Source organism: Pseudomonas sp. LBUM1645 (genome assembly GCF_059716185.1).
Genome location: NZ_CP166811.1, coordinates 4428146 through 4454653 on the forward strand (window position 1 = coordinate 4428146; position 26508 = coordinate 4454653).

General features: G+C 59.0%; 30 protein-coding genes. 9 read left to right on the top strand and 21 right to left on the bottom strand.

Annotation, left to right across the window (positions count from 1 at the left end; genetic code table 11):
• Positions 1 to 218 precede the first annotated feature (218 nt).
• The 8 genes from ACA079_RS19835 to ACA079_RS19870 form a co-directional block, all read right to left on the bottom strand.
• Positions 219 to 1229: a YeiH family protein gene (locus ACA079_RS19835; protein WP_497700614.1), complete on the bottom strand. Its 1011-nt coding sequence runs from the start codon at positions 1227 to 1229 to the stop codon at positions 219 to 221.
• The gene (locus tag ACA079_RS19840; protein ID WP_497700615.1) at positions 1226 to 1552 is read right to left on the bottom strand and encodes a Rieske (2Fe-2S) protein; all 327 of its coding nucleotides are present in this window, start codon (positions 1550 to 1552) and stop codon (positions 1226 to 1228) included. The genes ACA079_RS19835 and ACA079_RS19840 overlap by 4 nt, the downstream gene beginning before the upstream one ends.
• A complete protein-coding gene (locus ACA079_RS19845; protein ID WP_497700616.1) occupies positions 1549 to 2211 on the bottom strand; it encodes a DsbA family oxidoreductase in 663 nt (220 codons plus the stop codon). The genes ACA079_RS19840 and ACA079_RS19845 overlap by 4 nt, the downstream gene beginning before the upstream one ends.
• Positions 2208 to 3536 (bottom strand): MFS transporter, encoded by a 1329-nt coding sequence (locus ACA079_RS19850; RefSeq protein WP_497700617.1) that lies wholly within the window; start codon positions 3534 to 3536, stop codon positions 2208 to 2210. Before ACA079_RS19850 ends, ACA079_RS19845 begins: the two co-directional genes overlap by 4 nt.
• 91 nt (positions 3537 to 3627) lie before the next feature.
• The gene (locus ACA079_RS19855; protein WP_415769622.1) at positions 3628 to 4680 is read right to left on the bottom strand and encodes a beta-keto acid cleavage family enzyme; all 1053 of its coding nucleotides are present in this window, start codon (positions 4678 to 4680) and stop codon (positions 3628 to 3630) included.
• Positions 4681 to 4767: 87 nt separating this feature from the next.
• Positions 4768 to 5616 carry a TauD/TfdA dioxygenase family protein gene (locus ACA079_RS19860; protein WP_497700618.1) on the bottom strand — a complete coding sequence of 283 codons (849 nt, stop codon included), beginning with the start codon at positions 5614 to 5616 and terminating at the stop codon, positions 4768 to 4770.
• A 14-nt stretch (positions 5617 to 5630) separates the two neighbouring features.
• Positions 5631 to 6611 carry a quinone oxidoreductase family protein gene (locus ACA079_RS19865; protein ID WP_192407843.1) on the bottom strand — a complete coding sequence of 327 codons (981 nt, stop codon included), beginning with the start codon at positions 6609 to 6611 and terminating at the stop codon, positions 5631 to 5633.
• Positions 6612 to 7516: 905 nt separating this feature from the next.
• Positions 7517 to 7918 carry a YfeK family protein gene (locus ACA079_RS19870; RefSeq protein ID WP_497700619.1) on the bottom strand — a complete coding sequence of 134 codons (402 nt, stop codon included), beginning with the start codon at positions 7916 to 7918 and terminating at the stop codon, positions 7517 to 7519.
• Positions 7919 to 8438: 520 nt separating this feature from the next.
• Between ACA079_RS19870 and ACA079_RS19875 the strand changes: the two genes are divergently transcribed.
• Positions 8439 to 8642 (top strand): hypothetical protein, encoded by a 204-nt coding sequence (locus ACA079_RS19875; protein WP_497700620.1) that lies wholly within the window; start codon positions 8439 to 8441, stop codon positions 8640 to 8642.
• A 120-nt stretch (positions 8643 to 8762) separates the two neighbouring features.
• Positions 8763 to 9476, top strand: coding sequence for a metallophosphoesterase (locus ACA079_RS19880; protein ID WP_497700621.1), 714 nt, complete (start codon positions 8763 to 8765; stop codon positions 9474 to 9476).
• Between the two features lie 99 nt (positions 9477 to 9575).
• Here ACA079_RS19880 and ACA079_RS19885 read toward each other — a convergent pair whose 3' ends face one another.
• Entirely contained in the window at positions 9576 to 9773 is a 198-nt protein-coding gene (locus ACA079_RS19885) for a YbdD/YjiX family protein (protein ID WP_007900300.1), read from the bottom strand.
• Between the two features lie 14 nt (positions 9774 to 9787).
• Positions 9788 to 11845, bottom strand: coding sequence for a carbon starvation CstA family protein (locus ACA079_RS19890; protein WP_497700622.1), 2058 nt, complete (start codon positions 11843 to 11845; stop codon positions 9788 to 9790).
• A gap of 738 nt (positions 11846 to 12583) precedes the next feature.
• On the opposite strand from ACA079_RS19890, the gene ACA079_RS19895 reads away from it, so the two are divergent.
• Both ACA079_RS19895 and ACA079_RS19900 read left to right on the top strand, forming a co-directional pair.
• Positions 12584 to 13951: a cache domain-containing protein gene (locus tag ACA079_RS19895; protein ID WP_056740519.1), complete on the top strand. Its 1368-nt coding sequence runs from the start codon at positions 12584 to 12586 to the stop codon at positions 13949 to 13951.
• 33 nt (positions 13952 to 13984) lie between these two features.
• Positions 13985 to 14617 (top strand): response regulator, encoded by a 633-nt coding sequence (locus ACA079_RS19900; RefSeq protein WP_497700623.1) that lies wholly within the window; start codon positions 13985 to 13987, stop codon positions 14615 to 14617.
• A gap of 264 nt (positions 14618 to 14881) precedes the next feature.
• On the opposite strand, the gene ACA079_RS19905 is transcribed toward ACA079_RS19900, so the two are convergent.
• From ACA079_RS19905 to ACA079_RS19915, 3 genes are read right to left on the bottom strand one after another with little or no spacing between them, the layout of a single operon-like run.
• Entirely contained in the window at positions 14882 to 16228 is a 1347-nt protein-coding gene (locus ACA079_RS19905) for a glutamine synthetase family protein (protein ID WP_497700624.1), read from the bottom strand.
• 24 nt (positions 16229 to 16252) lie between these two features.
• Positions 16253 to 16807: a helix-turn-helix domain-containing protein gene (locus ACA079_RS19910; protein ID WP_497700625.1), complete on the bottom strand. Its 555-nt coding sequence runs from the start codon at positions 16805 to 16807 to the stop codon at positions 16253 to 16255.
• Positions 16808 to 16832: 25 nt separating this feature from the next.
• The gene (locus ACA079_RS19915) at positions 16833 to 18122 is read right to left on the bottom strand and encodes an NAD(P)/FAD-dependent oxidoreductase (RefSeq protein ID WP_497700626.1); all 1290 of its coding nucleotides are present in this window, start codon (positions 18120 to 18122) and stop codon (positions 16833 to 16835) included.
• Between the two features lie 9 nt (positions 18123 to 18131).
• Here ACA079_RS19915 and ACA079_RS19920 point away from each other — a divergent pair, with 9 nt between their 5' ends.
• Positions 18132 to 18311, top strand: coding sequence for a hypothetical protein (locus ACA079_RS19920; protein ID WP_497700627.1), 180 nt, complete (start codon positions 18132 to 18134; stop codon positions 18309 to 18311).
• Here ACA079_RS19920 and ACA079_RS19925 read toward each other — a convergent pair.
• Complete coding sequence (locus tag ACA079_RS19925; RefSeq protein WP_497700628.1) at positions 18282 to 19484, bottom strand: NAD(P)/FAD-dependent oxidoreductase; 1203 nt, start codon at positions 19482 to 19484, stop codon at positions 18282 to 18284. The genes ACA079_RS19920 and ACA079_RS19925 overlap by 30 nt on opposite strands.
• A 284-nt stretch (positions 19485 to 19768) precedes the next feature.
• On the opposite strand from ACA079_RS19925, the gene ACA079_RS19930 reads away from it, so the two are divergent.
• Complete coding sequence (locus tag ACA079_RS19930; protein ID WP_497700629.1) at positions 19769 to 20338, top strand: RrF2 family transcriptional regulator; 570 nt, start codon at positions 19769 to 19771, stop codon at positions 20336 to 20338.
• Positions 20339 to 20341: 3 nt separating this feature from the next.
• Here ACA079_RS19930 and ACA079_RS19935 read toward each other — a convergent pair whose 3' ends face one another.
• On the bottom strand, positions 20342 to 20677 hold the full coding sequence (locus ACA079_RS19935; RefSeq protein ID WP_497700630.1) for a hypothetical protein: 336 nt from the start codon (positions 20675 to 20677) through the stop codon (positions 20342 to 20344).
• A 70-nt stretch (positions 20678 to 20747) separates the two neighbouring features.
• A complete protein-coding gene (locus ACA079_RS19940) occupies positions 20748 to 20966 on the bottom strand; it encodes a hypothetical protein (protein ID WP_497700631.1) in 219 nt (72 codons plus the stop codon).
• A 170-nt stretch (positions 20967 to 21136) separates the two neighbouring features.
• Here ACA079_RS19940 and ACA079_RS19945 point away from each other — a divergent pair, with 170 nt between their 5' ends.
• Together ACA079_RS19945 and osmE are read left to right on the top strand one after the other, a co-directional pair.
• Positions 21137 to 21376: a hypothetical protein gene (locus ACA079_RS19945; protein WP_497700632.1), complete on the top strand. Its 240-nt coding sequence runs from the start codon at positions 21137 to 21139 to the stop codon at positions 21374 to 21376.
• A 13-nt stretch (positions 21377 to 21389) separates the two neighbouring features.
• Positions 21390 to 21743 (top strand): osmotically-inducible lipoprotein OsmE, encoded by a 354-nt coding sequence (gene osmE / locus ACA079_RS19950; RefSeq protein WP_497700633.1) that lies wholly within the window; start codon positions 21390 to 21392, stop codon positions 21741 to 21743.
• 57 nt (positions 21744 to 21800) lie between these two features.
• Here the strand turns inward: osmE and ACA079_RS19955 are convergent, their stop codons facing one another.
• Positions 21801 to 22004: a hypothetical protein gene (locus tag ACA079_RS19955; RefSeq protein ID WP_008154564.1), complete on the bottom strand. Its 204-nt coding sequence runs from the start codon at positions 22002 to 22004 to the stop codon at positions 21801 to 21803.
• Positions 22005 to 22215: 211 nt separating this feature from the next.
• Between ACA079_RS19955 and ACA079_RS19960 the strand changes: the two genes are divergently transcribed.
• Positions 22216 to 22578 carry an NUDIX hydrolase gene (locus tag ACA079_RS19960; RefSeq protein WP_497700634.1) on the top strand — a complete coding sequence of 121 codons (363 nt, stop codon included), beginning with the start codon at positions 22216 to 22218 and terminating at the stop codon, positions 22576 to 22578.
• 5 nt (positions 22579 to 22583) lie between these two features.
• On the opposite strand, the gene ACA079_RS19965 is transcribed toward ACA079_RS19960, so the two are convergent.
• The 4 genes from ACA079_RS19965 to benA form a co-directional block, all read right to left on the bottom strand.
• Positions 22584 to 23357: a 1,6-dihydroxycyclohexa-2,4-diene-1-carboxylate dehydrogenase gene (locus ACA079_RS19965; RefSeq protein ID WP_008154556.1), complete on the bottom strand. Its 774-nt coding sequence runs from the start codon at positions 23355 to 23357 to the stop codon at positions 22584 to 22586.
• A 139-nt stretch (positions 23358 to 23496) separates the two neighbouring features.
• Positions 23497 to 24510, bottom strand: a complete 1014-nt coding sequence (gene benC, locus ACA079_RS19970; RefSeq protein ID WP_033057713.1) for a benzoate 1,2-dioxygenase electron transfer component BenC — start codon at positions 24508 to 24510, stop codon at positions 23497 to 23499.
• Between the two features lie 10 nt (positions 24511 to 24520).
• On the bottom strand, positions 24521 to 25009 hold the full coding sequence (gene benB / locus ACA079_RS19975) for a benzoate 1,2-dioxygenase small subunit (RefSeq protein ID WP_497700635.1): 489 nt from the start codon (positions 25007 to 25009) through the stop codon (positions 24521 to 24523).
• A complete protein-coding gene (gene benA / locus ACA079_RS19980; protein ID WP_497700636.1) occupies positions 25006 to 26370 on the bottom strand; it encodes a benzoate 1,2-dioxygenase large subunit in 1365 nt (454 codons plus the stop codon). The genes benB and benA overlap by 4 nt, the downstream gene beginning before the upstream one ends.
• Between the last annotated feature and the right edge of the window lie 138 nt (positions 26371 to 26508).

Below are 26508 nucleotides of genomic sequence, written 5' to 3' on the forward strand. Positions count from 1 at the left end.
GGACGCAAAAAAAAGCGGCGACTGCTGGTACAGTCGCCGCAAAAACGGCGTTCGTGACACCGGCCGAGGAGTCCTGTGGCGAGGGAGCTTGCTCCCGCTGGGCTGCGGAGCAGCCCCAAATCAGTCGCCGCGTACTTTCTGAAAAAATACAGTGGTCTTGGAAGAGGGGCGCTTCGCACCCCAGCGGGAGCAAGCTCCCTCGCCACAGTGTTGTGTGCCTACATTCCCCAACGCAGCAACAACAGCACCAGCACGACAAGGAACACCGTCTCCCCCACCATCAGCAGGATCGGCTTGATGCCGACAGCCGCCAACTCCTTGAGCTGGGTTTTCATACCCAGGGCGCTGATGGAAACCACCAGGCACCAGCGCGACAATTCATTGACCGATCCCTGCACCACCGGGGCCACCCATCCGGTGCTGTTGATACAGGCCAGAATCAGAAAACCGACGGCGAACCAAGGCAGCAGCGGCGGTCGTTTGCCGGTCGGGTCGGCGCCCTGCATGCGGGTAATCATGGCGGCGCAGACGATCACCGGAAGCAGCATGGCGACCCGCATCAACTTGACCACCGTGGCCGTATCACCGGTCTCGGTCGACATGCTGTAACCGGCACCGACGACCTGGGCGACATCGTGGATGGTGGCGCCGAGGAACACGCCGGCCACTTGTGGCGACAACGACAGCCAATTGGCAATCATCGGGTACACGATCATCGCCAGGGTCGACAGCGCCGACACCCCGATCACCGTGAATAACGTCGCGCGTTCTTTCTGCGGATGATTGGGCAATGCCGCCGCCAGCGCCAACGCGGCCGATGCACCACAAATCGCCGTGGCGCCACCGGTGAGCATGCCGAACAAACGCTGGAATCCCAGCGCCTTGGCCGCGATCACCGAGACGCCGATCGTCACCACCACCAGAATCACCACCAGGGCCACAGGCTTCCAGCCCAGCGCGGCAATCTGTTCGAGTGTGATGCGCATGCCCAGCAACGCCACGCCGATGCGCAACACAGTGCGCGCAGTGAACTCGATGCCGGCCTTGCAGACGCCGTCACCGGACAGGAAGTTGAGCGCCATGCCCAGCAACAAAGCGAACAGCATCACCGGCGCGCCGTAGTGCTCGGACAAAAAGGACGCAGCAGCTGCAACGATCAGACTGACGACAAAACCCGGCGCCAACTCGCGCGTTCGGCTGTGGATACGGGTGAGAGCGATGGCGCTCATGGCGCGGCCTCCTCGGGAACGATGACGATGAATGCCTGGCCGTCGATGATCTCGACCGGGTAGTTGGCGACTTTGACAGCAGTGGAATTGAGCAAGTAGCCGCTGCGCAAATCGAAGCGCAGGCCATGGGCGCAGCACTGAATCACCCGCCCCTCAAGACGCCCGCCACACAGCGAGGCGCCCTGGTGCGGGCAACTGTCGTCGATGGCGAACAGGTCACCTTCGACGTTGAACAGCGCCAGGCTTTTGTCATCGAATTCGAACAGTGCACGACCGCCCGCCTGCGGGAATTTTCCGGCAGGCACGGGGATACGAAGGCTCATGCCGGTTGTCGCTCGTAATCACTTTCTTTCAGTGCCTGGCTCATGGCCTTGAGCAACGCCACTGCCGGTTGCGCGCCCACCACCGTCATGCCGCGGTCGAACTGAAAACTCGGCACGCCACTGCTCGCCCCGGGTGATCCGGCAAATGGCGTGGCGTCACCCATCAGGCAGTCGGCCAAGGCCTCGACATCAATGCCGCAGGAGCGGGCAATCGCGAGCAAGGTCTCACGGCAACCCAGGTCTTCGCCCTTCTGGAAATAAGCGGCGAACAGGCGCTCGAGCAAGATGTCACGCTGGGCAACATTGCCCAGCTCGCTGGCACGCTCGAAGAAACGATGAGCGTCTGCGGTGTTAGGCATTGTCGCGATGCGGCTAAAATCAATGGCCAATCCGACCGCCGCGGCAGCCTCCTGTACCTGGGCTTGGCGCATGACCACAGCGTCGGCATTGCCCAGACGCTTGCGATAGAAGTCGGCGAAGGGCTCACCTTGTACCGGCAACTGAGGCAGCAACTGCACGCCATGCCACTCCGTGGTGATCTGCACACCCGGGTGGCGACTGCGAAACTGTACTTGCGCATGCTCCAGTTGACGCTTGCCGATCAGGCACCAGGGACAGATGAAATCGAAGAACACATCAATACGTAAATGACCACTCACAACTTCACCTCTAACACGGATTCGTCCACCGGATCGATGACCCGCTCACCCTTAAGCCGGGCAATGTCCTTGTGGTAATGACACTTGGCATAAAAGAACACGGCCGCAGCCGCGATGCTGACCAGCGGCACTAACTGAAAAGCAGCCTGCAAGCCGATTACGTCGGACACCCTGCCGGTAATGAACGGCCCAGGCGCCAACCCCAGCATGTTGTTGGCCAGGGTCAGCGTTGCGAAGGCCGTGCCGTGGACCGAGTAATGGGTCAGGTTGGCAACCATCGCTCCGCAAGGGCCGGTCGTGCCGGCGGCAATCAACATGCCGAGGCAGATCAGCGCCAATTGCACAGGCCCTGCCGGCAGGGCGAACGCCGCCGACAACAGCAGGCAACTGCCCAGGCAATAGGCGATGGCCAAAGTGACTTTGCGCTCCGGCGAATGGCGCGACAGTCGATCGCTGAGCATGCCGCACAGGATCATCCCCGCACCGCTGCACAGCACGATGATCGCCGCGACACCGCCCGCCTTGTCCGTGGCCATGTCGTAATAACGATTGAGGTAACTGGGCATCCACACAATGACGGTGCCGCCGACGAACAGTTGCAAGCCACTGCCGATGTAGGCAGCGATTACCGAGCGGCTGGAAAACAGCGTACGCAACGGACGCTTGACCGCTGCCGCCACCTTGTTCGCCGCCAGGGAGGCACGTTGCGGCGCAATGCGTGCTTCCTTGACGATGACCGGGTAAAGCACAGCCAGCAGCAGGCCGAACAGCGCCATGCCGGCAAACGACCAGCGCCAGCCAAGCTTGGCGGCGATTGCACCGCCCAGCGCCATGCCTAATACCGAACCGAACATGCCACCCGCCATGAAGGCACTGGCCAGCGTTGCACGCAGGTGTTTGGGAAACACCGAAATCACCACCGCGATGCCGACGCTGCCGTACGCCGCTTCGCCGACGCCGACCATGAATCGTGCAATGAACATCTGCTGATAGTCCTGCGCCACTGCGCAGCCCAGCGTCGCCAGACTCCACAGCAAGGCCATCAGCGCCAGGCTCTTGACCCGGCCAAAGCGATCCGCCAGCAATGACAGGGGAAACGTCAGCAGCCCCACCATCAGCGCGACAATGCCACTGAGCAGACCGAGCTGGCCGTCGCTCAGGGCCCATTCGCCCTTGAGCATCGGGAACACCGCGTTCAACACCTGGCGCGACATGTAATCGGAAATCAACAACCCGAACGTCAGTGCAAAGACGATCCAGGCGTACGGGCGCGCAACACCGACAGCACAGTCGTCATCGTCTGCGGCGATTGGGTGAAAGGCCATGCAGCCTCCTCAAAGCTTTGTTTTATTGTTGTTATCAAGCGTGTTGCAGTGCAGCGAGCGGGAGGTGTTGACCTCCCGCCTCGTCTGCCGATCAGCCGCGTTGCGGCACACCTTTCTGCCCAGCCTTGCGGTTGGGGGCCATACCGTTGGCCAGCAGGGTTTCTTCGATGCTCTGGTACTGCACGCCGATGCGGTAGATCTCACGGGCTTCTTTGCCGGTGGCGATTTCGCGACCCAGTTCATGAGCGATGCGCACGGTCTGCTTGATCTGCGCAACTGAGCCGAAACGATCGCCCTTGTGATCAATGATAGTGTCTTCATTGCCCACACGCGGGTGCATACCCATGGCCATCGACATGGTGTTGAATGGCATGACGTTCTTGAGCAGCGACTCGGAGGTCAGGGTGCAACCGTCTGGCGCGCGGTGGATGAAGTTGAAGAAATTGAACGGATTGGGGCCATCGAAACCGCCACCGATACCGATCCAGGTCAGGTTCAACGGGCCCTTGTAGACGCCCTTGCGCACCAGACGCTCGAGGGTTTCCATCGCATGCATGCCGGTCAGCTGGAAGTGCGGCTGGATGCCGTTGTCCATCAGACGCTTGAGGTGTTCGGCGACCCAGGCCGGGCCTGCCGGTACGGTCATTTCGCTGTAGGCGGCCTGAAACAGCGGATTGGCCAGGGACGTGCCTTCCAGGTATTCCGGATACAGCAGCTCCATGATGTTCATCTGGGTGGTGTTGATCGCTACCGTGACCTGATCCGGTTTTGGCGTCAGCTCGGCCAGCATGTGTCGCGTATCGTCAGACAGCCACTTGGCGGCTTCGCCATCGCTTTCCGGCGCGAAGGAAATCGAACCACCGACCTGAATGATCATGTCCGGCACGGCTTCACGCACGCCAGCGATCAACTCGTTGAATTTGGACAGACGCTTGGAGCCCTTGCCGTCCAGTTCGCGCACATGCAGGTGCAGAACCGTGGCACCGGCCTCATAACACTCGACCGCTTTTTGCACCTGTTCGTCCATGGTCAGCGGGATGTCTTCGGGGAAGTCTTCCGGCATCCATTCCGGGCCGTACGGGGCCACGGTGATGACCACCTTTTCCATGTTTTCCGGGTGCAGGGAATCGTCGAAGAATTGCATGAGTTACTCCTGTTTTTATGATTGTCGCGCCCACCCGGGATCGTGCCGGGCAGACGTGTTTACGAGTGCGAATGCAGAAGGGGTCGATCAGTAGGTCTTGTCGCCGATGATTCCGGCACGCTCCATCTTGCGATGGCACGGCGGGTAATCCATGACGGCGTAGTGCTGGGTGCTGCGGTTGTCCCAGATGGCGATGCTGTTGGGCTTCCAGCGCCAGCGCACCTGATACTCGGGGATGTAAGCCTGGCTGATCAGGTAGCGCAGCAACTCGCTCGCGCCGGGGTTGGCGTCCTGGCCGAAGCGCACCCGCTCGGGGGTGTGGTAGTTGCTCAAGTGTGTCGTGAAGGCGTTGACGAACAGCACCTTCTCCCCGGTTTCCGGGTGGGTACGCACCACCGGGTGCTCGGCATCCGGGTACATCGCCTTGAGCGCCAGACGCTTGTCGATTGGCATGGCGGCACCGAAACTCGCTTCGATGCTGTGGCGGGCGCGCAGGTCGGCAATCTTCACCTTTACGTCCTCCGGCAAACGCGCGTAAGCCTCGACCATGTTGGCCCACATGGTGTCGCCGCCCACCGGCGGGCACTCTACACAGCGCAGCACGCAGCCCATCGGCGGCGCCTCGCGCCAGGTCGCGTCGGTGTGCCAGGCGTTTTCGTAGCGGTCCATCGGCTGGTCCGGGTTCTTGTAGATGCGCACCAGCCCGGGATGATCCGGATCGCTGCCGGCCACCGGATGATCCTCCAGTTCGCCAAAGCGGCGAGCGAATGCCACGTGCTCGGCGCGAGTGATGTCCTGATCGCGCAGGAACACCACCCGATGCTTGAGCAACTGAGCACGAATCTCGGCAAAAAGACCGTCGTCATGCACCGCATCGGCGAGGTTGACGCCCACCAGCTCCGCGCCAATGCTGCAGGTCAATTGTTCGACTTTCATGGCAGACGACTCCCTTAAATGACGAAAATCGACGAGCCCGTGGTCTTGCGTGATTCCAGATCGCGATGGGCCTGGACGGCATCCTGCAAGGCGTAGTGCTGGTTGATCTCGATCTTGATCCGACCGCTGCCAACGTGGTCGAACAATTCGCCGGCCAGGGCGGCTTTTTCCGCCGGGTCGGCGATGTAGTCGGCCAGGGCGGGACGGGTCATGAACAGCGAGCCTTTCATCGCCAGCAGTACCGGATCCAAGGCCGGGATCGGACCGGATGCCGTGCCGACGCACACCATCAGGCCACGACGCTTGAGCGAATCCAGCGAACCCATGAAGGTGTTCTTGCCGACGCTGTCGAACACCACGTTGACCCCCACGCCGTCAGTCAACTCGCGAACGCGCTGGGCGACATCTTCGTGGCTGTAATTGATGACATGGTCGCAGCCATGGGCCCGGGCAATTTCACCCTTGACCTCAGTGGACACGGTACCGATGACGGTCAGGCCGAGCAGCTTGGCCCACTGCGAAACGATCAGGCCTACGCCACCGGCAGCGGCGTGCAACAGAATGCTGTCGCCGGCCTTGAAATCGTAAATGCGCCGCATCAGGTACGAGGACGTCAAGCCGCGCATGGTCATGGCGGCGGCGGTCTCGAAACTGATGGTTTCCGGCAGCTTGATCAACGGCGCGGCCGGGATCAGGCGTTCGGTGCTGTAGGCGCCCAATGTATTGAGAAAGCCGGTGTAGGTGACGCGATCCCCCACGCGCACATTGGTAACCCCCTCGCCAATGGCCTGGACCACACCGGAAGCTTCAACCCCCATGCCATTGGGCATCGGGATCGGGTATGTGCCATTGCGAAAATAGGTGTCGGCATAGTTCAGGCCAACCGCCACATGACGAAGACGAACCTGGCCTGGACCGGGGTCGCCAACTTCGACCTCCTCATAACGGAGGACTTCGGGACCACCGGTTTCGTAGAAGCGTACGGCTTTGGCCATTTTTTCTTATTCTCCAGTCTGCAAGATGGGCGTGCTGCGTCGAATTGCGCTGATTGGACTGTAGGACGCCGTCTGGCGAGTCGCTTCTCATCAGACGACAATGGCTTTTCATTTCATGACAACTGCCTGGCTGTACGAATCCCGGAAACGAAAAAGCCCGGCGAGTGGGCCTGATGCTGTTTGCTTGAGGTTGGGTTCATATCCGTTTCTGCGGTGATGGCTGATTACGGTTTCGCTTTTACAGCGAGTCACTTTCGAAAAGCGCGAAAGTAACCAAAGCGCTTCTGCCCCTGACGTTCGGTGCCTCGCCTAGGCTCGGCATGCCCTCGCTCCGGTCCTGCTCCGTGGGCCCGCCGCCATCGGCCATCCATGGCCGGGGGCGGCTAACCCGGCATCCATGCCGGGTTGCCCACTGCGCAGAACCTCCACTCGGCCTCTCGAGGCGGCGGTGCATCAAGATCAAAAGCTGCAGGCGAGCTAACGCTCGGCCTGTTGAGTGGTGAGAAGCGTGCGTACACCGCCTCCCCCTGTAGGAGCTGTCGAGTGAAACGAGGCTGCGATCTTTTGATCTTGCTGTGGCTGTTGCTTCAGATCTGCCGCCCCTTTCCCAGAGGCCGAACGCAGGCGTTGCGCAGGGGGCACCGCGGCAAGGATGCCGCGGTAGCCGCCCCCGGCCATGGATGGCCGATGGCGGCGGGCCCCCGGAGCAATGCCGGAGTGAGGGCATGCCGAGCCTAGGCGAGGCACCGAATGGCGGGGCAGAAGCGCTTTGGTTACTTTCCGCCGGGCCGCGCAGGCTTTTCGAAAGTGACTCGCTGTAAAAGCGAAACCGTAATCAGCCATCACCGCAGAAACGGATATGTACCCAACCTTAAGTGAACAGCATTACGGCAAGCGGGCCGGGCTCAATGAAGCTGGCGTTGTCTCTGCAGCTCCGTCTTCAGCCAGGTACTCGTCGGCTGGACGCCTGTTGAGCAACGCACTTCATAGGCTTTGCCATTCATGCTGCTTTTAGTGGCAGCGAGATCAATGAAGTCTTCCGCGCTGCTCACCATGTTCTTGCCTTCGAGATAATTCAGCTTCTTTTCGAGATGTGCCCGAGCCTGGGGTCCAGGGTATTCACTGCCGTTGCGCACGAACTTGCACTCACTGCGCTCCACAAAATCCAGCAAGCCCTTTATCTCCTGGTTTGCCTGTGGCGTGGTTTGAGCCTGTGCACCGCCCGCCACCGCAAAAAGGCCGATAGAAGCAGTGATCAACCATTGGCGAAAAATGGGCCGAGTCACCGCTACTTTCAAAATCCACATGATACTTCCTTGTCTAAAAGGCGTGACTGTAGCGCGGCGTCGCCCGAGCAGCCAGCAGAACGCTGAGCGATGTTGCTCGTTCGAAAGAATCAATCTGTGGAAGAGAAAGGGGATCAATGAGCCCAATGCCTCTGTGCGCGAGCAGTTGGCCAAAGTCGCTGTTACTTATCCCTGTATCGGCATCAGACTCATTGATCGTTGCCCAGCTCAATGTTGGGCGATTTCCATCTAACCGAATGGAGATGCATTGGCGCGTCAATAGCAGCCATGCACTATTTTTTTAACAAAACAACTTCGGCACGTCTAATCACCTTTTTCCCCGGCCTTATAGGCTCAGGAAATATCGGCACCACCATTCGTCGCATCAAAAACCTTGCGCGAATTTTTTGACTATTCCTGGCTTAAGGTTTGCACAAGACGCTCGTAGCAGCCACAGAACGACGTAATTCTGACACGGCAGCACTTTAATTAACGCTTAGGACGCCAGCGATGCGCTTGGTCAGTCACCGGGAGATGTAACGTGTCAACTCTCAACGAAATCGCAGCGAACCACGCGAGAATGGCCAAGGCTCTTGTCGAACAGTCGACCGGGCTGAGTGAGCGCCCCACCCAGATAGTGGAGAGTTTCGAAGTTCCATCCATGGATTCGCAACACATGCCTCTGCACCTTATCGCCGGCGTGCAGGACAACCATTTCGGGCAAGCGACGGCCTACTCGCTCTGACGATGCTTGATCCGGGCAGGCGGTGAAGGACTGCCTCCCGGCGCGCTAACGATCGAGTACCACTTTCTGGCCTAAACTCAACTGACTAGCCCGTTGGGGAGCTGCCGGAGTGGCATTCCCATGCTCGAAACTGTAGAGATGTCGCGCGTGAAGCACTTCGCCGCAAATGTTGCCGGCCGGGATTTCGCGGTCGGTGATATTCATGGCCATTTCACTGGGGTGCAGGCCGCTCTGGATGCAGCCGGGTTCAACCGCTTGGTCGATCGGCTGTTCAGTGTTGGCGATCTGATTGACCGCGGGCCCGAGTGCCGTGATGCGCTCGATTGGCTGGACAAACCATGGTTCCACCCGGTGCGAGGCAACCATGACGACTACGTGGTGTATTTCGATACCTGCGACATCGACAGCTGGCTACTCAACGGGGGCTCATGGTTCACGGGCCTGTCATTGATCGAGAAGCAAACATTCGCGGCGCAGTTCGCCAAGCTCCCTATCGCGATCGAAGTCGAAACGGCACACGGCCTGATCGGCATTGTGCACGCCGATTGTCCATTTCCATCATGGCAGCAGCTGCGAAAGGAACTGGAGTCGCCGGAAAGCAACAGGCGCCTGCAGGAAGCGCAGCACTACTGCATGTGGTCACGAAGGCGGATCGATCAGCAGGAGACGCATGGCGTTGAAGGCCTGCGCGCACTGGTCGTAGGGCATACGCCGCTTTACATGCCCGTCAGCCTTGGCAATGTGATTCACATCGATACGGGTGGCTGGAGGCCGGACCGTGGTTATTTCACCCTGCTGGATCTCGAAACGCTCCAAACCATCCCCGCAAGCTGACTCAACACGGATCGGCCAACGCCATTCACTCAAAAAAAACCCGGCCTCATCAGCCGGGTTCTTTTTTAGCTATTCAGGTGGCATCACTGCCACCGACCATCAACAGCACTTCGGCCCAGCCTTGCTTCCGTAACGAGCTTCCTGGCGCTCCCGAAAGAACACCTCATAACTCATCACCGGCTTGTCCGGGTGCTTGGTTTGCATGTGCTCGACGTAGGTGTCGTAGTCGGGCATCCCGACCATCAGGCGCGCGGCCTGACCGAGGTATTTACCGAGGCGACTCAGGTCATTGAACATGCTGCAATCCTCGATCAAGCGTCCGGCAGTGCCTGGAATGGCGCTTCTTTATCCGTACGTTCTTTAGTGCCCCAAGCGGCGATACCGACCTTGAGTGCAAAGAACAGGATGCTGAAGACCACCAGCAGGAACAACGCGGTCAGCGTTGCGTTGGTGTAGGCGTTGTAGATCACGTGCTGCATCTGGTCGATGCTCTTGGCCGGGGCGAGGATCTGACCGTTGGCCAGGGCATCGCTGTACTTCTTGGCCAGGGCCAGGAAACCGATCGCCGGGTTGGCATCAAACAGCTTGATGAAGCCGGCGGTGGTGGTGCAGATCAACAGCCACACGGCGGGCAGCATGGTGACCCAGACGTAGCGCTGGCGTTTCATTTTGATCAGCACAACGGTCGCCAACATCAGTGCGATACCGGCCAGCATCTGGTTGGAGATACCGAACAACGGCCACAAGGTGTTGATGCCACCCAGCGGATCGATCACGCCCTGATACAGCAAGTAACCCCACATCGCCACACAACCGGCGGTTGCGATCAGGTTAGCGGTCCAGGATTCAGTGCGTTTCAGCGCTGGCACGAAGGAACCGAGCAAGTCCTGCAGCATGAACCGTCCGGCACGGGTACCGGCATCGACGGCCGTCAGGATGAACAGCGCCTCGAACAGGATCGCGAAGTGGTACCAGAACGCCATGGTGTTTTCACCCGGCAGAAGGTGGTGCAGGATCTGCGCAATACCGACTGCCAGGGTCGGCGCACCGCCGGCACGGGCCAGGATGGTGGTTTCACCGATGTCCTTGGCCACCGCTTGCAGCGCTTCCGGGGTAATCGCAAAGCCCCAGCTGCTGACGGTCTGAGCCACCGTAACAGCATCGGAGCCGACAAGCGCCGCCGGGCTGTTCATGGCGAAGTACACGCCCGGTTCGATCACCGACGCAGCAACCATTGCCATGATGGCGACGAAGGACTCCATCAGCATGCCGCCGTAACCGATGTAACGGGCATGGCCTTCGCTGGCCAACAACTTCGGCGTGGTACCGGAAGCAATCAGCGCGTGGAAACCGGAGACCGCGCCACAGGCGATGGTGATGAACAGGAACGGAAACAGACCTCCCTTCCACACCGGCCCGGTGCCGTCGACAAACTGGGTGAGTGCCGGCATTTTCAAGTCAGGCATGGTGATCAGGATGCCGATCGCCAAGGCCACGATGGTGCCGATTTTCAGGAAGGTCGACAGATAATCTCGCGGCGCCAGAATCAGCCACACCGGCAATACCGCGGCGACGAAACCGTAGCCGATCAGCATCCAGGTGATCTGGATCCCGGTGAAGGTAAAGGCCTTGGCCCAGACCGGATCAGCAGCAATCTGCCCGCCCAACCAGATCGAACCGAGCAGCAACAGCACGCCGACCACAGAGATTTCACCGATGCGGCCCGGGCGGATGTAGCGCATGTAAATGCCCATGAACATCGCGATCGGGATAGTCGCCATCACCGTGAAAATGCCCCACGGGCTTTCGGCCAGGGCCTTGACCACGATCAACGCCAGCACCGCGAGGATGATGATCATGATCAGGAAGCAGCCAAACAGCGCGATGGTGCCGGGGATGCGGCCCATTTCTTCACGGACCATATCGCCGAGGGAGCGTCCGTTGCGGCGGGTGGACATGAACAGGACCATGAAGTCCTGAACGGCACCGGCCAGCACTACACCGGCAATCAGCCACAGCGTCCCGGGCAAATAGCCCATCTGCGCCGCCAAGACCGGACCGACCAGCGGCCCCGCGCCAGCAATGGCGGCAAAGTGGTGACCGAAGAGCACGTGTTTGTTGGTCGGCACGTAGTCCAGACCGTCATTGTTAACGACAGCGGGCGTGGCACGATTAGGGTCGAGTTGCATCACTTTGGTAGCGATGAACAGGCTGTAGTAGCGGTATGCGACGAGATAGATAGCGACTGCTGCGACTACGATCCAGAGAGCATTGATCGCTTCGCCGCGGCGCAGGGCCACGACACTTAGCGCAAACGCTCCCAGGACAGCCACGGCAAACCAGGCGAGGTGTTTAGCCAGACGGGGCATAGCGTGTCTCCTGCCGACAGCCAGTGGACTGCGGCGGTAATTTTTATAATTGTGTCCGCTGTGCGGAGCTGGCCCAATATCCCCGCATGCCGTCTACAAATAAATCCGCGTTACTACGTACGTGGCGCCTACGTAGTTCTACGTAGATGTCGCCTGATACACCGCCATCGCGAGCAAGCTCGCTCCCACAGGGGATTGGTGTCATCTGCCAGAGATTGGTCGGCTGTCAGGCCACCAAGGTCAAGATCAAAAGATCGCAGCCTCGTTGCACTCGACAGCTCCTACAGGGGAATCGGCGTACGCATTTCGCTCCTCACCACTCAACAGGCCGAGCGTTAGCTCGCCTGCAAGCTTTTGATCTTGATCCACCCGCCCCTTCGGGAGGCTGAGTGGAGGTGTGCATCCGGGGAGTGGCGCGCAGCGCCGTTCGACGCAGTCGAACACGCTGCATGTAGGTCGTCGCGAAGCAGACCGGAGGGCAGTGTCCCCGGATGGATACCGGAACGAAGGAACGCCGAGCCCAAGCGAGGGGCCGGACGCTCGGGGCGAGACTTTTTGGTTACTTTTGAGGCGTTTGTCAAAAGTGACTCGCCGTAAGGGCGAAACCCTAAGCGGCCGTTACCGCAGAAATGGATATGTACACCTGAGGTCATTCCGTCCAGCACCGCTACTGGACCCGCGTATCTTTGGCATATGATGCCGGGCCTTAGCCTCCCCTCAGTCCGGTCAGGAGCCAAGATGCAGCTCAAACACAAAATCGTCGCGCTCGGGATTCTGCCGCTGGTATTGGCCATCGCCGTCATCTGCGCGCTGGTGATCTCCATGAACCGGCAACTGGGTGAACAACAGGCACAACTGATCGAAGACAGCATTCTGGCGAGCAAGCGCGCAGAACTTAAAAACTACGTCGAAATGGCGCAAAGCCTGATCGAACCGCTGTACGACGACGGCCACGGTGACGAACACGCACAGCAACAAGTGCTGGAAGAACTGCGCAAGCTCAGCTTTGGCATCAATGGCTACTTCTTCGTCTACGACCACGAAGGTCGCAGCCTGATGCACGCGCGCCAGTCCGAGCTGGTGGGCAAATACCTGTGGGACATGAAGGACCCTCACGGTTTGCCCGTGATCCAGGCGTTGCTCAAAAGTGCGCAATCGGGCGAAGGCTTTCAACGCTACGCCTGGAACAAACCCTCTTCCGGCCAAGTGACCGACAAGCTCGCCTATGTGGTGATGCTGGATCGTTGGGGATGGATGCTCGGCACCGGCATCTACCTTGAAGACGTTGAGCGCGCGACCCAGCAAGCGCGTGACGAAGTGGCCCAGGGCATTCGTAAAACCATGCTGGCGATTGCCGCGGTGGCCCTCGTGGCGGTGCTGTTTGTCTTCGCCAGCGGCATGACGCTGAACGTCAGCGAGCATCGTCTGGCCGACAAAAAACTGCAGCGCCTGACTCAGCGTATCGTCAGCTTGCAAGAGGAAGAGCGCTCGCGGGTTTCCCGTGAACTGCACGACGGCATCAGCCAGCTACTGGTCTCCATCAAGTTTCAGTTCGAGCTGGCCAGCCATCTGCTCGAGAATGGGCAAGCACACGACAAGGGTTTGAGCACGTTGAGGGACGCCACGGAACGCCTGGGGGAAGCGATTGGCGAGGTTCGCAGCCTCTCTCACGACCTGCGTTCCTCACTGCTCGACACCTTGGGCCTGCCGGCGGCGATCGGTCAACTCGCCGCGGAATTCGAGCAACGCAGCGGCCTGGTAGTGACCTACAACGACAACGAATTCGACTGTCATTTGGTTGATGGGGCAGCGGTTTCGCTGTTTCGCATCGTGCAAGAAGGCCTGACGAATATTGAACGACACGCCCAGGCTAAAAACGTCTCCATTACCCTGCACGGGTCCGAAGATTCCATACGATTGACAGTGGTCGATGACGGTATCGGTTTCAACGTCGCCCAGGTCGAACGTCGTCACGCGGGCATTGGCCTGCGCAATATCCGTGAGCGTGTCGAGCATTTTGGTGGACGATTCGACCTGATCTCGATGCCGGGACGAAGTGAGCTGGACGTTTGGCTGCCAATGAAAATGCCCGGTACAACACGCTGACTCGCCCCCTGACAACAAGAGTGAATACCCGCGATGAACCTGCCCTACCCGATCCGCGTCGCCCTGGTCGACGATCACGCCCTGGTCCGCGACGGGATCAAAGCACTGCTGGCGGTCATGGCCCCCCTGGAAGTGGTGGGCGAAGCCGAGAGTGGCGCGGATGCCATTGAAATGGTCGGGCGCTGCCAGCCGGACCTGTTGCTGGTCGACATCAGCCTGCGGGACATGAACGGGCTCGAGCTGACCCGGCTGTTGCGCAGCCAGTACCCGTCGCTCAAGGTGCTGGTGCTCAGCATGTACGACAATAATGAATACGTCAGTGAGTCCGTTCGCGCCGGGGCCAGCGGCTATGTGCTGAAGAATTCACCGTCGCGGGAAATCATCGCGGCGATCGAAGCCATCGCCAGCGGCGGCACGTTCTACAGCGCCGAGATCGCCCAGCGGCTCATCGCCGATAAAAATACCGACAACGAGCTGACACCGCGCGAGAGCCAGGTGTTGTACAAGATGGCTCAAGGGCTGAACAACAAAGAGATGGCCCGCGAACTGGACATCAGCGTTCGCACGGTAGAAACCCATCGCCTGAGCATCCGTCGCAAACTCAACATCGACAAACCGGCGGCCCTGGTCAAATACGCGATCGATCACGGGATCATTTCGCGGTAGCGGATATGCATCATTTGCCACCGTGATTTTGATGCACCGGGTCAGATTGAGCGCACCGGTCCGAATTTCAGGCAAAAAAAATCCCAGGCAGCTGATGGACGCCTGGGACTCAAAATGCATAAACCGTGGTGGTGAACGCGGGGCGAATATTACTTAATATTTCTGCCTGTAACAAGATATTTTGATTCACTATCCAGTTACTAAAACGTCTAACTCATTAAATATCCACACATTTTTTATGGACGAGCACCGACAAGGACTGATTTAGAGGTACCAGCGATACTCCCGCGCACTGATGTCCTGCAGGAATGCCAAATGGTCCTGGCGCTTGTTTTCGCAGTAGACATCTACAAACTCAGCCCCCAAACCCTCGCGCAGCTGCGCGTTGTTTTGCATCGAACGCACGGCCTCCAGCATCTCCAACGGGAAGTCGATTCCGCTGCCACGATCTTCGTTGAGGGATGCAATCGGTTCACGCCCCACTTCCAGCCCTTGCTCCAGCCCGACCAGAATCGCCGCCAACACGAGATAAGGATTGGCATCCGCGCCCGCCAGGCGATGTTCGATGCGCAGATTTTTAGCGTCCGACTCCGGCACCCGCAGGCAGGCGTCACGATCTTCAAAGCCCCAACTGGCGCGCGTCGCGACATTCACCGTGCCGCTCAAGCGACGCATTGCGTTGTGATTCGGTGCAAAGATCGGCATGCAATGCGGCAACACTTCAAGGCAACCGGCCACTGCATGGCGCAGCGCCTGCTGATTGTCAGCCGCCAACAGGTTGGTTCCCGCCTCGTCGTAAAGGCTCACATGCACATGCATGCCGCTACCGGGGTGCTGCAAGTAGGGTTTTGCCATGAAGCTGGCGCGGTGGTTGTGCTTGAGGGCCACGCCCCGTGTGCTGCGGCAGAACAGGGCCGCCCAGTCGGCCGCACGCAGGCCGTCGTCAAGGTGACCGAAATTGATCTCGAACTGGCCCGGGCCCAGCTCCGCAGTGATCACCGTGGCATCGATGCCTTGCGCCCGCGCCGTCTCGACCATGTCATCGAGTACCGGTGAAAATCTCGACAGCCGTTCGATGTGCATATTCGGCTGATCATCGGCATCGTCGGTCAGCTGATCGCGAGGGAACTGTGGCAAGCCGTCACGTAGCTGACGATCGAACAGATAGAACTCCAGTTCGAACGCGACCACAGGGAAAATCCCTTTTCGGCCGAGGCGCTCGAGCACCTGCGCCAACACTTCGCGCGGCTCGAAGACGATGGGCTTTTCAGTACCGCTTGAGGTAATCAGCATCTGCCCCAGCAGTTGTTTTTCCCAGCTCACTGGCTTGAGCGTACCGGGCACCAGGCGGCGTGGAGCATCCGGGTCGCCGTCGTTGAAACAGTAGTCGCCGATTTTGAACAGACCGCCCTGCGTGCCCAGCAACACACAGTTTTGCGGCAGCTTGAGCGCGCTGCCTGCGGCGACCTTCTCGAGCATTTCTATCGGGTAACGTTTACCGTAAAAATGCCCGGGGATGTCCAGGGAAATCAGGTCAACGTAACGCACCTGCGGGAAGCGCTGACGAAACGCGCGAACCTCAGCAACCAGATCAGAGCAGACAGCATCCATCGTTAGTGTTCCTTGTTGTTTTTATCAGGTGTAAACCCAAAGCACTCGGGTGAGCTGATCCGTGAGGTTGCCGTAGCGACAATGCGTGTGACTGGCCAGCTGAAAACTGTCGCCGGTGCGCAATGTCACCGGTTTATCGTCGTCCAGCCACAGCGTCAGCTCCCCCTCGAGGACATAGCCACCTTGCTCCGAGCTGTCGTTCATGTGCCGATCACCACTGCTGGCGCCGGGCTCCAGTTGGCTTTCAAGCATTGAAAAGGACGCCCTCATCTTTGGAGAGACGAGGATGTCGGTAATCCCGTCGGCGTAATACAGCGTGCGTCGCTCATCCGGACGGGTCACCCAAGGCAATGCCATGGGCTTTGGCAAGCTGTAGAAATAGGTAGTCGGCACGCCGAATGTTTCGCTGATGGCGGTCAAGTCCGCCACCGTGGGACGTGACAACCCCCGCTCGACTTGCGAGAGAAACCCGACCGAACGACCGATTTTGTCCGCCAGGTCTTTCAGCGTGTATTTTTTGTGTTTGCGCAGGTCCTGGATCAGGATCGCCAGCGCCGAGATTTCTTCTTGCATGTCCATCTAAAGGCTTCCCGAAATTGATGCTTCAAATACTGTCGCGCAGCCGATACCAGGCCTTGCCGATGGCTTCCAGCGGTGCTGCCAAATGCTTTCCACCGGGAAAACTGCCGTTGATCAAACCCTGATACAACGCCAGCTCATCCGGCAGGCCAAGTATCGCGTCGGACACGGCACGCGCCCCGGCCAATGTCGGCAGCACGCCATGCCCTGAGTAACCCTGTAGCCAGTACAGATCGCCACGTCGACCGATGTCAGGCGTGCGCTTGAGGGTCAGATCGATGTGTCCTCCCCAGGCAAAGTCCAGTTCGACGCCCCTGAGTTGGGGAAACACGCGTTCCAGATAGGGCCGTGTCGCGGCGGCGATGTCCTTCGGCATGCCGCCCAGGTAGGTGCAACCACCGCCGAACAACAGGCGGTTGTCCGGCGTGCGACGGAAATAATCGAGGACAAACTGGTTGTCGGTGACGCACACATTGCTAGGTAGCAACGCGGTCGCCTGTTGCTCTGAAAGTGGCGCGGTGGCCACCTGGTAAGTGCCAACCGGTAACACGCAACTCGCCAATTGCGGGTCAAGCCGATCAAGGTAGGCATTGCACGCCAGCACCAGCACGTCGGCGCGAATGCGACCGCGTTCAGTGGTGACCACGTAACGATCGCCCTCTTCGCGATAACTCAGCGCCTTGCTCTGTTCATGAATGCGTCCACCGGCCTGTTCAATCGCAGCGGCCAGGCCGAGCGCCAGTTTCAGCGGATTCAAATGCCCGCCTTCAGGATCAAACAGGCCTGCCTGGTAACGCTCACTGGCGACCCAATCAGGTAACGCTTCGCGCGCAATGAACTGCAAACCATCGTGGCCCCACTTGTGGCTGGCCTCGTGTTGCCATTCTGTCAGCAGACTCACCCGACGCGGCATCACTGACGTCCAGAGGTGACCGGGCCGATAGTCGCAATCGAAACCATGGCGCGCGGGCAAGTCTCGCAACTCCCGGGCAGCCCAACGCATGCTGTCCCATAACCGGCGCGCGCGCTCATAACCCAGCGCCGCCTCCAACGGCGGCATGTCACACGACCAACCGAGAATGGCCTGACCGCCATTGCGACCGGAGGCGGCCCAGGCCACCCGACTGGCTTCCAGCAACGTCACGCGCTTGCCGGCCAGGGCCAGACGCAACGCCGTATGCAATCCACTGAAGCCGGCCCCGATGACCAACACTTCGGTGTCCTGCTCGCCCTCCAACGCGGCTCGATCGAACAGACGATCGGCGCAGGTGTGGGCGTAATAGCTGGCGACGTGCTGGGTAGATTGCTGAAACATGCAGGCCTCGTGAATTTTTATACTTATATTTTCATGAAAAAGTACACGTTAAATTTCACGACCGCAACCGTTCAAGGCGCAAAAAAAATCCCGCCCAAGAGAACCCTGGCGGGATTTTTTCTAAACAGACAGCGTTATCGAAGCAACGCTGCCGACGTTTCAGGCCACAGGAATCATCGGATCCGCTGAAGCCAGCGCAGTGACACGATCAGCCGCGGGCGGGTAGATCCACATCGTGTTGATCTGGGTCTTCAACGCCTTGGCTTCCTCCTTGACCAACTTCACCTGGCGGTCCCAACCCTCGGTGTAGACCGCTCCCCAGGCACCCAGATCCAGACAGGTCACGTATTTAGGCTGGCTGTACGGGGTCGGGTCCACGCCCAGGATCTGCGCGGCCACGTTGTTACCGGCATGACGACCCAGCGAGATGGCGTGCTGACAGGTCATCAATGCGAAGTTGCCGATGTCATCGCTGGCGGCGTAGGCGACGTCGCCGGTGGCGAAGATGTCTTCCTGACCAATGACTTTCAAGTGCGCGTCGACGTGCAGACGGCCCAGGTGATCGCGTTCGGCCGGGATCTGCTCGGTCAACGAGCTGGCGCGCACACCGGTGGTCCAGACCACGGTTTTGGCATCGATGCGCTGACCATCGGTCAGGGTCACGCCGTTTTCATCGACGGCGACGACCGACGATTTCAAGCGCCATTTCACGCCGGTTTCGATACTGGCTTCAGCAATCGACTCGGCGATTTCGGCGCCCATGGACCCGCCAACCTTCTCGCCACGATCAACGATGATCACTTCGATGTCGGCACGATCACCCAGGATGGCACGCAGACGCGCAGGCATTTCAGTCGCGGTTTCAATCCCGGTGAAGCCACCGCCAGCCACCACTACGGTGTTGCGAGCTTTGCTTTCTGGCAGGTTGACCAGGGACTTGAGGTGATTTTCCAGGCGTACAGCCTGTTCAATCTGGTCGACGTCGAAGGCGTGTTCCGCCACACCTGGAGTGTTCGGCAGTGCCAGACGGCTGCCGGTCGCCAGAACGAGTTTGTCGTAGCTGCACACTTGCTGGTTGCCCGACGCATCGACGTAGCCGACACGTTTTTGCTCAACGTCGATGGTCTCGGCAGAGCCTTTGATGAAATTAACGCCGACCGCATCAAACAGTTCGCCGATCGGTGCGGCCAGTTGGTGAGCATTCGGCTCGTAGAAGCGCGGACGGACTCGCAGCTCGGCCTGAGGGGCCAGAACGGTCACTTCAACGTCGTTGTGACCATGAATGTCGAACAAACGCGTGGCGCTCAAAGCCGTCCACATGCCACCGAAACCTGCGCCGATAACCAAGATGTGCTGTTTCATTTTTAACTCCGGGGAGAAAGACCAAGTGATGAATTCGTTAAAGGTCACGCTCTTCGGTAGCGACTGCTTACCACTGCTGACCGGACAACGGCGACTATATTGATCCTAGTTACTTGGCACAAAACGAAATTACTGATGGTTAGTATCGAAAAGTTTGATTTGTCCATAAAAGGCTTATGAACAGCCAACTCTGCCGCACAACAAGCAGTTAATACGCGACCGGATGCGTTGCTCGACTCGCTTTCCGCTGTTAACATTTACGACAACTTTAGTCGGAGATTGATATGTCTCTTTACAGCGCAGGCGTTGAGTACGGCATTCATTGCCTGATTTTTTTGGTGGGCAATAGCGGCGACACCCGTGAGGCGAGCGTGCGTGACCTTGCTGAGCTGCAAGGCGTACCTCAGGACTATCTGGCAAAAATTTTCACCAAACTGGCCAAGGCAAAACTGGTGGTCGCCACTGAAGGCGTGCGCGGCGGGTTCAAGCTGGCCCGCCCTTCTGACGAAATCAGCATTCTGGATATCGTCAATGCCATCGACGGCCAGAAGCTCATCTTCGATTGTCGAGAGATTCGGGGGCGTTGCGCCTTGTTCGAAGGTTCCGCGCCGGCGTGGGCGCTGGCAGGTCCTTGCGCAGTTCATGCCGCCATGATGACCGCGCAGAAACGCATGGAAGACGCCCTCGCCCAGCAGACCATTCTTGATCTCGCCAGGAAGGTCGGACGAAAAGCGCCGGCGCAATTCAATGCTCAGGTGGACAACTGGATGAACGATCGTCGGGAAAAGAAAACCAGTGCGAGCACTCAGGCAAGCGGCGACCCGATCATCCAGGTGACCGATATCACCGACTAACCCTTAAAGGCAATCACGCACTGCCTGACGCAACGCCCCGGATTTCGCCCAAGGCGGCCCCTGATAAAGCGACACGTGGCTGCCATCCTTGGATTTCACTATGTCCACGATCTCGTCGGCCGTGATGATGCTCGGTGCCGTGACCCTGTAGCCATTGGAAATCGCCGATTGGGTCGTGTTGGGTATCTCCTTCTGCCACGCCGGCAGCACGCACGCGGCATAGTCTTTTGGCGCCTTGTTGCTGTACTTGCTGACATTGGGCTCACCTGGCACCAGGGACGCGGGCAACGAACAGCCCGCCAGCAACGCCAACCCTACTCCCCCAATCAATTTGCGCATGACGCTTCCTTAACCCGAAAAAAGGGAATGTAGCGTGTCGCTGTCCAGACATCCATCCGCTGCACTGAACTCAGCAAGGGGCGTTGTGATCGCCGGGATGCGGATACGACCTCTCGTTCAGATAAGTCATCCATCTTTCGTACGCTTCATGCTGCCATTGAGTGACCCGCTCCCATTCCGGGCCGCTCAACTGATGTGCAGAAATCAGTTTCATCATTTCCGTGGTAGCCGCGTCCAGATCAACCATCAGCTCATGGGCATGAAATCTAAAGTCATCAGTAGCCGTCATTTGAAGTTGCCTCGCCCTAGCAAAAATTCAATACCTCACTACGACATCAGATCTGCGGGTTCGCGTTCTTTTTCCCGACGAAAGGCTGCACCAACGGTCCAGACGAACAAAACGTCCTGACTCGGGAAATGGGACTAAAATTTCGTAGCGGGGATTGGCAGGAGGTCATCATGTGGCTTAACGAATCTGAAAACGAACTTCGGCGTAACCTGCAAAGCGTTGCGTCGGATTTGAGATGGTCAGCGGTAGAGCTTTTGCGCATCGCAGAGCAGCTACGCCTGGCCGGCAATGATGTGGATGCGCAAGCAACCCTGAAGCTGTGCGAGTTGTTTCAGGGAGATGAAGAACGACTGAAGGGTTATGCCGAGGAAGTGAAAGCCAAGGTGATCACTCGAACGAAAACTCATTAGCAGGAGCACCGCCATGCACAAGCCTCTATGTGCGCTGGTCGTTGTATTGGCCGCGTCGGGTGGCTGCAGCTCCGAATCGCGTGTCTATCGGGATCAGCCGCTGGTCGCAAAGGTCGAGACCGGTATGAGCAAGGATCAAGTCCAGCAGATTGGCGGCCAGCCTTTATCCATAACGGATCGCACCGTTGAGCCTGGCACTTGCTTTGACTACAAGCTGAAGCAGGCCGGCCATCAGCAGACGTACAACGTCAGTTTCGATGGCAGGGGCAAGGTCGACCATACAAGCTTCATGACCTGCGCGGAATGGAGTAACGCACAGCAAAAAGCCCGAGAGCCCTCCCGCAGCACCGGCGGCGGCGGTTATTAGCGCGGGATCTCAGCGCCCAACAAAGAAAAGCCCCGGCGAACCGGGGCTGCAAGTGCGCTATTTATCTGATTTCTGGCTGCGTGCAGGCCGACTTGCCTTGGCCTTGTAGCCGGGAAGAGCGGCCGCAAAGGCCAATGCTTCCTCTCTACTGCCAAAGGCTCCAAGCCGGTCACCTTTGGTGCACACCCGCCACGGGCCGTTGTTCACGCTGAGTACGTCATAACCGTTCATGTGCATTTTGGTCAGCATCGGAACGCTCATAGTCACCTCCATTTCGGCAGTGATGATCCTGGATTCACTTCAATACCTTACACCCGACCTTCCATGAAGTGCGGACCAGACGTCGCGCCAGGATTCCGACATCCGGTTGCACTTTCAACTTCGTCCATCACTCCAACCATTGAGACAGACACCCCGGCTCGAATATTGCATTTTTATGACTGATTTATGACAAACGGCAATCAGGTAACACATGAAAGTACGCGCGACCGTCATTTGCGAGCAGGACCGGCACATTCTCCTGGTGCGCAAGCCAAGGAGTCGCTGGATGCTGCCCGGCGGAAAGGTTGAGCGTGGTGAAGCCATTGCCGACGCCGCCACGCGAGAGCTTCAGGAAGAGACAGGGCTTGGGGCCGACGGGTTGCTGTATCTGATGGAGTTGCAAACGGGCAGCACCCGACACCATGTGTACGAGGCCTTTGTGGCGAACGCGGATGAGGCCCGCCCGCAAAACGAAATTTTCGATTGCATCTGGTATCCGCTGGACGCAGTCCAGAACCTGAACACAAGCGACGCCACGCTCAGAATCATCAAAGCGTTTCAGCGTCGCCTGTAAGTTGCTCAGCCCTGGTCTCCGCCACCGACCGGCATGATCATGCCGGTGATATAGGACGCTTCGTCGCTGGCCAGAAACAGAATAGCGCTTGCCTGTTCATCCAGCGTGCCATAGCGCTTCATCAAACTGCTGTCGAGCGTCTGGTCGACAATCTGCTGATACCAGACCTTCTCTTGCTCACTCTGATCGGCGCTGTTGCGCGGAATGACTCGCGGCGGCGCTTCGGTGCCACCGGGCGCGGTGGCATTGACTCGAATCCCGCGACCGGCGGTTTCGAAGGCCAGGCAAGCGGTCAGCGCGTTGACCCCACCCTTCGCCGCACCGTACGGCACACGATTGACACTGCGCGTGGCGATGGACGAAACGTTGACGATAGCGCCACTCCCTTGTTCAAGCATGAACGGCAGCGCGGCATGACAGCACCACAACGTCGGGAACAGCGAACGGCGCACTTCGGCCTCGATCTGCGACGCTTCGTAATGCTCAAAAGGCTTGGTCCAGATCGTCCCGCCCACATTATTGACCAGCACATCCAGGCGCCCGAAACGCTCGACGGCGGTTTGCATCACGCGGCTGCATTCGCTGTATTGCTCAAGATCGGCGGTCAGCGCCAGCACCTGGCTGCCCTGCCCCAATTGCTGCTGAACCTCAAACACCAGCTCGGAGCGATCGACCAGAATCAACCGCGCCCCTTCCGCCGCCATGCGCTCGGCAACACGCCGACCGATGCCTTGGGCAGCGCCGGTGATCAGCGCGACTTTCTCGTGGAATCTGTTCATACATACCTCGTGTTTGCGCCACCCCCTCCGTAGGAGCTGTCGAGTGAAACGAGGCTGCGATCTTTATAAGGGCGACATCAAAAGATCGCAGCCTCGTTTCACTCGACAGCTCCTACAGGGACAATGTCGCAGAGAATACTTACGCCGCGCTGGCGGCAAATTTCTCGTAGTAAAAGTTTGTCGGCGCGATGCCTTTTTCACGGATGAACTGGCTGACCGCCTCGACCATCGGCGGCGGACCGCACAGGTAGACATCGACGTCGCCTTCGTTCAAATGCTGCGGCTCGATGTGCTGGGTCACGTAGCCCTTGAGCGGGTGCTGGCTGTCCGGGTTGGCCACGCAGGCACTGAAGCTGAAGTTCGGGATTCGCGCGGCAAACGCTTCGAGTCGATCCATTTCCACCAGATCGAAATCGTTGGTCACGCCGTAGATCAAATGCAGCGGATGCTCACTGCCCTGTTCGGCGATTTTTTCCAGCATCGCCGTGAATGGCGCCAGCCCCGTGCCGCCGGCCAGCAGCAACAACGGACGGCGGATATCACGCAGATAGAAACTGCCCAACGGCCCGGCCAGGCTCATGCTGTCGCCGGCCTTGGCCATGCCGGTGAGGAAGCTGCTCATCAAGCCGCCGGGCACGTTGCGGATCAGGAAACTGACTTCGCCGTCACGCTGCAACGAGCTGAACGAATAGGCGCGGGTCTGCTCGCTGCCGGGAATTCCGAGGTTCACGTATTGCCCTGGCAGGAACGCCAATTTGCTCAGGGCTTCGCCCTTGATCGACAACGCGATGGTGCTGTCGGACAACTGGCGCACGGCGCTGATGGTCGCGTCGTAACTGGCCTGACGGGTGCGGCACACCTCGGATGAGGTCGGCACGCGCACCACGCAATCGCTCTGGGCGCGCATCTGGCAGGTCAGGACGAAACCTTGCTCGGCCTCTTCCGCGCTGAGCGCGTCTTCGATGTACTCCTCGCCCAAATCATAACGGCCGGCCTCGGCGAAGCACTTGCAGGTACCACAGGCGCCGTCGCGGCAATCCAGCGGAATATTGATGCCTTGGCGATACGCGGCATCGGCCACGGTTTCGCCGACATTGGCGTCGATGAATCGGGTGACGCCGTCTTCAAAATTGAATGCAATGGAATGAGTCATGACCGCTGCCTCACAGGTGGTAGACATCGATGACCTGGCGAACGTAGTCGTTCTTCAGGATCACTTTCTTGGCCTTGATCAGCGGGTTTTCACCGCGCACATCAAGGGTGTAGAAACTGCTGCCGAAATAGCTGTCGACGGTCTTGTAGCGAAAGCTCAGGGTGTGCCAGTTGAAGCGCACCTTGCAGAAGCCGTCGGCCTGTTCGAGCAGCTCGATGTTGCTGATGTTGTGCGAGGTGCGGGTGTCCGGCATGGTGGCGCTGGAACGCTCGGTCTTGATGCGGAAGACGCGGTCTTCCAGACCTGTGCGGTTGCCGTACCAGATCAGCGAGATTTCCCGTTGCGGGTCTTCGGTCAGCTCGTCGTTGTCGTCCCAGGACGGCATCCAGAACGTGGCGTCCGGGGCGTACAACTCCAGCCATTCATCCCATTGCCGGTCATCGAGATAACGCGCTTCGCGGAAGAGAAAGTCGCGCACGGTGTCATAAGTGATGGTCATTGCACGGCCTCCACAGGAATCAGGTCGGACTGCTCGGCGGCCAAGGCCTTGAGCATGGTCTGCTGCCAATACTTGTGTTGCAGCACGAACAGGCCTTCGTCTTCGGTGCGCACACCGCTGAGCAGCGGATGCAGGTCGATTTCCTTGGCCGCTTCATCGGCGCCTTCGATCCAGTGTTCGGCGCCACGGGACATGTCGTTCCAGGCGGTCACGCTGCCCTGATAGCTGGTCTGGCAGGAACGAAACTCTTCCAGATCATCTGGGGTGGCCATGCCGCTGACGTTGAAGAAGTCTTCGTACTGACGAATCCGGCTCGAACGGGCGTGGTCGCTTTCGCCTTTGGGGGCGATGCAGTAAATGGTGATTTCCGTGCGGTCGACCGAGATCGGCCGGGCGATGCGAATCTGCGAGCTGAACTGGTCCATCAGGTACACATTCGGGTACAGGCAAAGGTTGCGCGAGTTCTCGATCATCCAGTCGGCGCGGGCCTTGCCGAAGTCCTGGGCCAGCTCATCGCGACGCTCGTACAGCGGACGATCTTCTGGGTTGGACCAACGGGTCCAGAGCAGCATGTGGCCCTTGTCGAAGGAATAGAAACCGCCGCCCTGCTTTGCCCAGCTGCCGGCACTCATGGTCGGGTTGCTATCGCCGGCCTCGCGCTGCTTGCGCTGGTTCTGGGTGGCAGCGTAGTTCCAGTGCACGGAGCTGACGTGATAGCCGTCGGCACCGTTTTCGGCGGTAAGTTTCCAGTTGCCTTCGTAGATGTAGCTGGAGGAACCGCGCAACACTTCCAGGCCATCGGCAGACTGGTCGACGATCATGTCGATGATCTTTGCCGACTCTCCCAGGTGTTCAACCAACGGCTCGACATCAGCCTTGAGGCTGCCAAACAGGAAGCCGCGATACGACTCGAAACGCGCGACTTTGGTCAGGTCGTGGGAGCCTTCGCAGTTGAAGCTCGCCGGGTAGCCCGCTTCGGCCGGATCCTTGACCTTGAGCAGCTTGCCGGAGTTGTTGAAGGTCCAGCCGTGGAATGGGCAGGTGTACGAGCTCTTATTGCCGGATTTGTGCCGGCACAAGGTCGCGCCACGATGGCTGCAGGCGTTGAGGAACGCATTGAGCTCACCGTCCTTGTTGCGCGCGATGAAGATCGACTGGCGCCCCATGGTGGTGGTGTAGAAGTCGTTTTTGTTGGGGATCTGGCTTTCATGGGCCAGGTACAGCCAGTTGCCTTCGAAGATGTGCTGCATCTCGAGATCGAACAGCCGCGGGTCGGTGAACATCTCGCGCTTGCAGCGATAGATGCCCTGTTCTTTGTCATCTTCGAGCAGGGAGTGAAGGTATTCGGGTCGCAGGGACATGGCCGCCGCCTCCATTGTTTTTATTCAGGCAGGGCCATGCTAGGACGGGGGGAAGTGGCGGACTATCCGCTGGGTGCAGACCTTTATCCGTTTTGTGCAGAACACAAAAAACCCCGTAGGAGCTGCCGCAGGCTGCGA

Excerpts from the sequence above, each read along its gene's own strand:
- ACA079_RS19835 (WP_497700614.1), bottom strand. The coding sequence starts at position 1,229 with ATGAGCGCCATCGCTCTCACCCGTATCCACAGCCGAACGCGCGAGTTG.
- ACA079_RS19840 (WP_497700615.1), bottom strand. The coding sequence starts at position 1,552 with ATGAGCCTTCGTATCCCCGTGCCTGCCGGAAAATTCCCGCAGGCGGGC.
- ACA079_RS19850 (WP_497700617.1), bottom strand. The coding sequence starts at position 3,536 with ATGGCCTTTCACCCAATCGCCGCAGACGATGACGACTGTGCTGTCGGT.
- ACA079_RS19855 (WP_415769622.1), bottom strand. The coding sequence starts at position 4,680 with ATGCAATTCTTCGACGATTCCCTGCACCCGGAAAACATGGAAAAGGTG.
- ACA079_RS19860 (WP_497700618.1), bottom strand. The coding sequence starts at position 5,616 with ATGAAAGTCGAACAATTGACCTGCAGCATTGGCGCGGAGCTGGTGGGC.
- ACA079_RS19865 (WP_192407843.1), bottom strand. The coding sequence starts at position 6,611 with ATGGCCAAAGCCGTACGCTTCTACGAAACCGGTGGTCCCGAAGTCCTC.
- ACA079_RS19870 (WP_497700619.1), bottom strand. The coding sequence starts at position 7,918 with ATGTGGATTTTGAAAGTAGCGGTGACTCGGCCCATTTTTCGCCAATGG.
- ACA079_RS19880 (WP_497700621.1), top strand. The coding sequence starts at position 8,763 with ATGCTCGAAACTGTAGAGATGTCGCGCGTGAAGCACTTCGCCGCAAAT.
- ACA079_RS19885 (WP_007900300.1), bottom strand. The coding sequence starts at position 9,773 with ATGTTCAATGACCTGAGTCGCCTCGGTAAATACCTCGGTCAGGCCGCG.
- ACA079_RS19890 (WP_497700622.1), bottom strand. The coding sequence starts at position 11,845 with ATGCCCCGTCTGGCTAAACACCTCGCCTGGTTTGCCGTGGCTGTCCTG.
- ACA079_RS19895 (WP_056740519.1), top strand. The coding sequence starts at position 12,584 with ATGCAGCTCAAACACAAAATCGTCGCGCTCGGGATTCTGCCGCTGGTA.
- ACA079_RS19900 (WP_497700623.1), top strand. The coding sequence starts at position 13,985 with ATGAACCTGCCCTACCCGATCCGCGTCGCCCTGGTCGACGATCACGCC.
- ACA079_RS19905 (WP_497700624.1), bottom strand. The coding sequence starts at position 16,228 with ATGGATGCTGTCTGCTCTGATCTGGTTGCTGAGGTTCGCGCGTTTCGT.
- ACA079_RS19910 (WP_497700625.1), bottom strand. The coding sequence starts at position 16,807 with ATGGACATGCAAGAAGAAATCTCGGCGCTGGCGATCCTGATCCAGGAC.
- ACA079_RS19915 (WP_497700626.1), bottom strand. The coding sequence starts at position 18,122 with ATGTTTCAGCAATCTACCCAGCACGTCGCCAGCTATTACGCCCACACC.
- ACA079_RS19925 (WP_497700628.1), bottom strand. The coding sequence starts at position 19,484 with ATGAAACAGCACATCTTGGTTATCGGCGCAGGTTTCGGTGGCATGTGG.
- ACA079_RS19930 (WP_497700629.1), top strand. The coding sequence starts at position 19,769 with ATGTCTCTTTACAGCGCAGGCGTTGAGTACGGCATTCATTGCCTGATT.
- ACA079_RS19935 (WP_497700630.1), bottom strand. The coding sequence starts at position 20,677 with ATGCGCAAATTGATTGGGGGAGTAGGGTTGGCGTTGCTGGCGGGCTGT.
- ACA079_RS19940 (WP_497700631.1), bottom strand. The coding sequence starts at position 20,966 with ATGACGGCTACTGATGACTTTAGATTTCATGCCCATGAGCTGATGGTT.
- ACA079_RS19945 (WP_497700632.1), top strand. The coding sequence starts at position 21,137 with ATGTGGCTTAACGAATCTGAAAACGAACTTCGGCGTAACCTGCAAAGC.
- osmE (WP_497700633.1), top strand. The coding sequence starts at position 21,390 with ATGCACAAGCCTCTATGTGCGCTGGTCGTTGTATTGGCCGCGTCGGGT.
- ACA079_RS19955 (WP_008154564.1), bottom strand. The coding sequence starts at position 22,004 with ATGAGCGTTCCGATGCTGACCAAAATGCACATGAACGGTTATGACGTA.
- ACA079_RS19960 (WP_497700634.1), top strand. The coding sequence starts at position 22,216 with ATGAAAGTACGCGCGACCGTCATTTGCGAGCAGGACCGGCACATTCTC.
- ACA079_RS19965 (WP_008154556.1), bottom strand. The coding sequence starts at position 23,357 with ATGAACAGATTCCACGAGAAAGTCGCGCTGATCACCGGCGCTGCCCAA.
- benC (WP_033057713.1), bottom strand. The coding sequence starts at position 24,510 with ATGACTCATTCCATTGCATTCAATTTTGAAGACGGCGTCACCCGATTC.
- benB (WP_497700635.1), bottom strand. The coding sequence starts at position 25,009 with ATGACCATCACTTATGACACCGTGCGCGACTTTCTCTTCCGCGAAGCG.
- benA (WP_497700636.1), bottom strand. The coding sequence starts at position 26,370 with ATGTCCCTGCGACCCGAATACCTTCACTCCCTGCTCGAAGATGACAAA.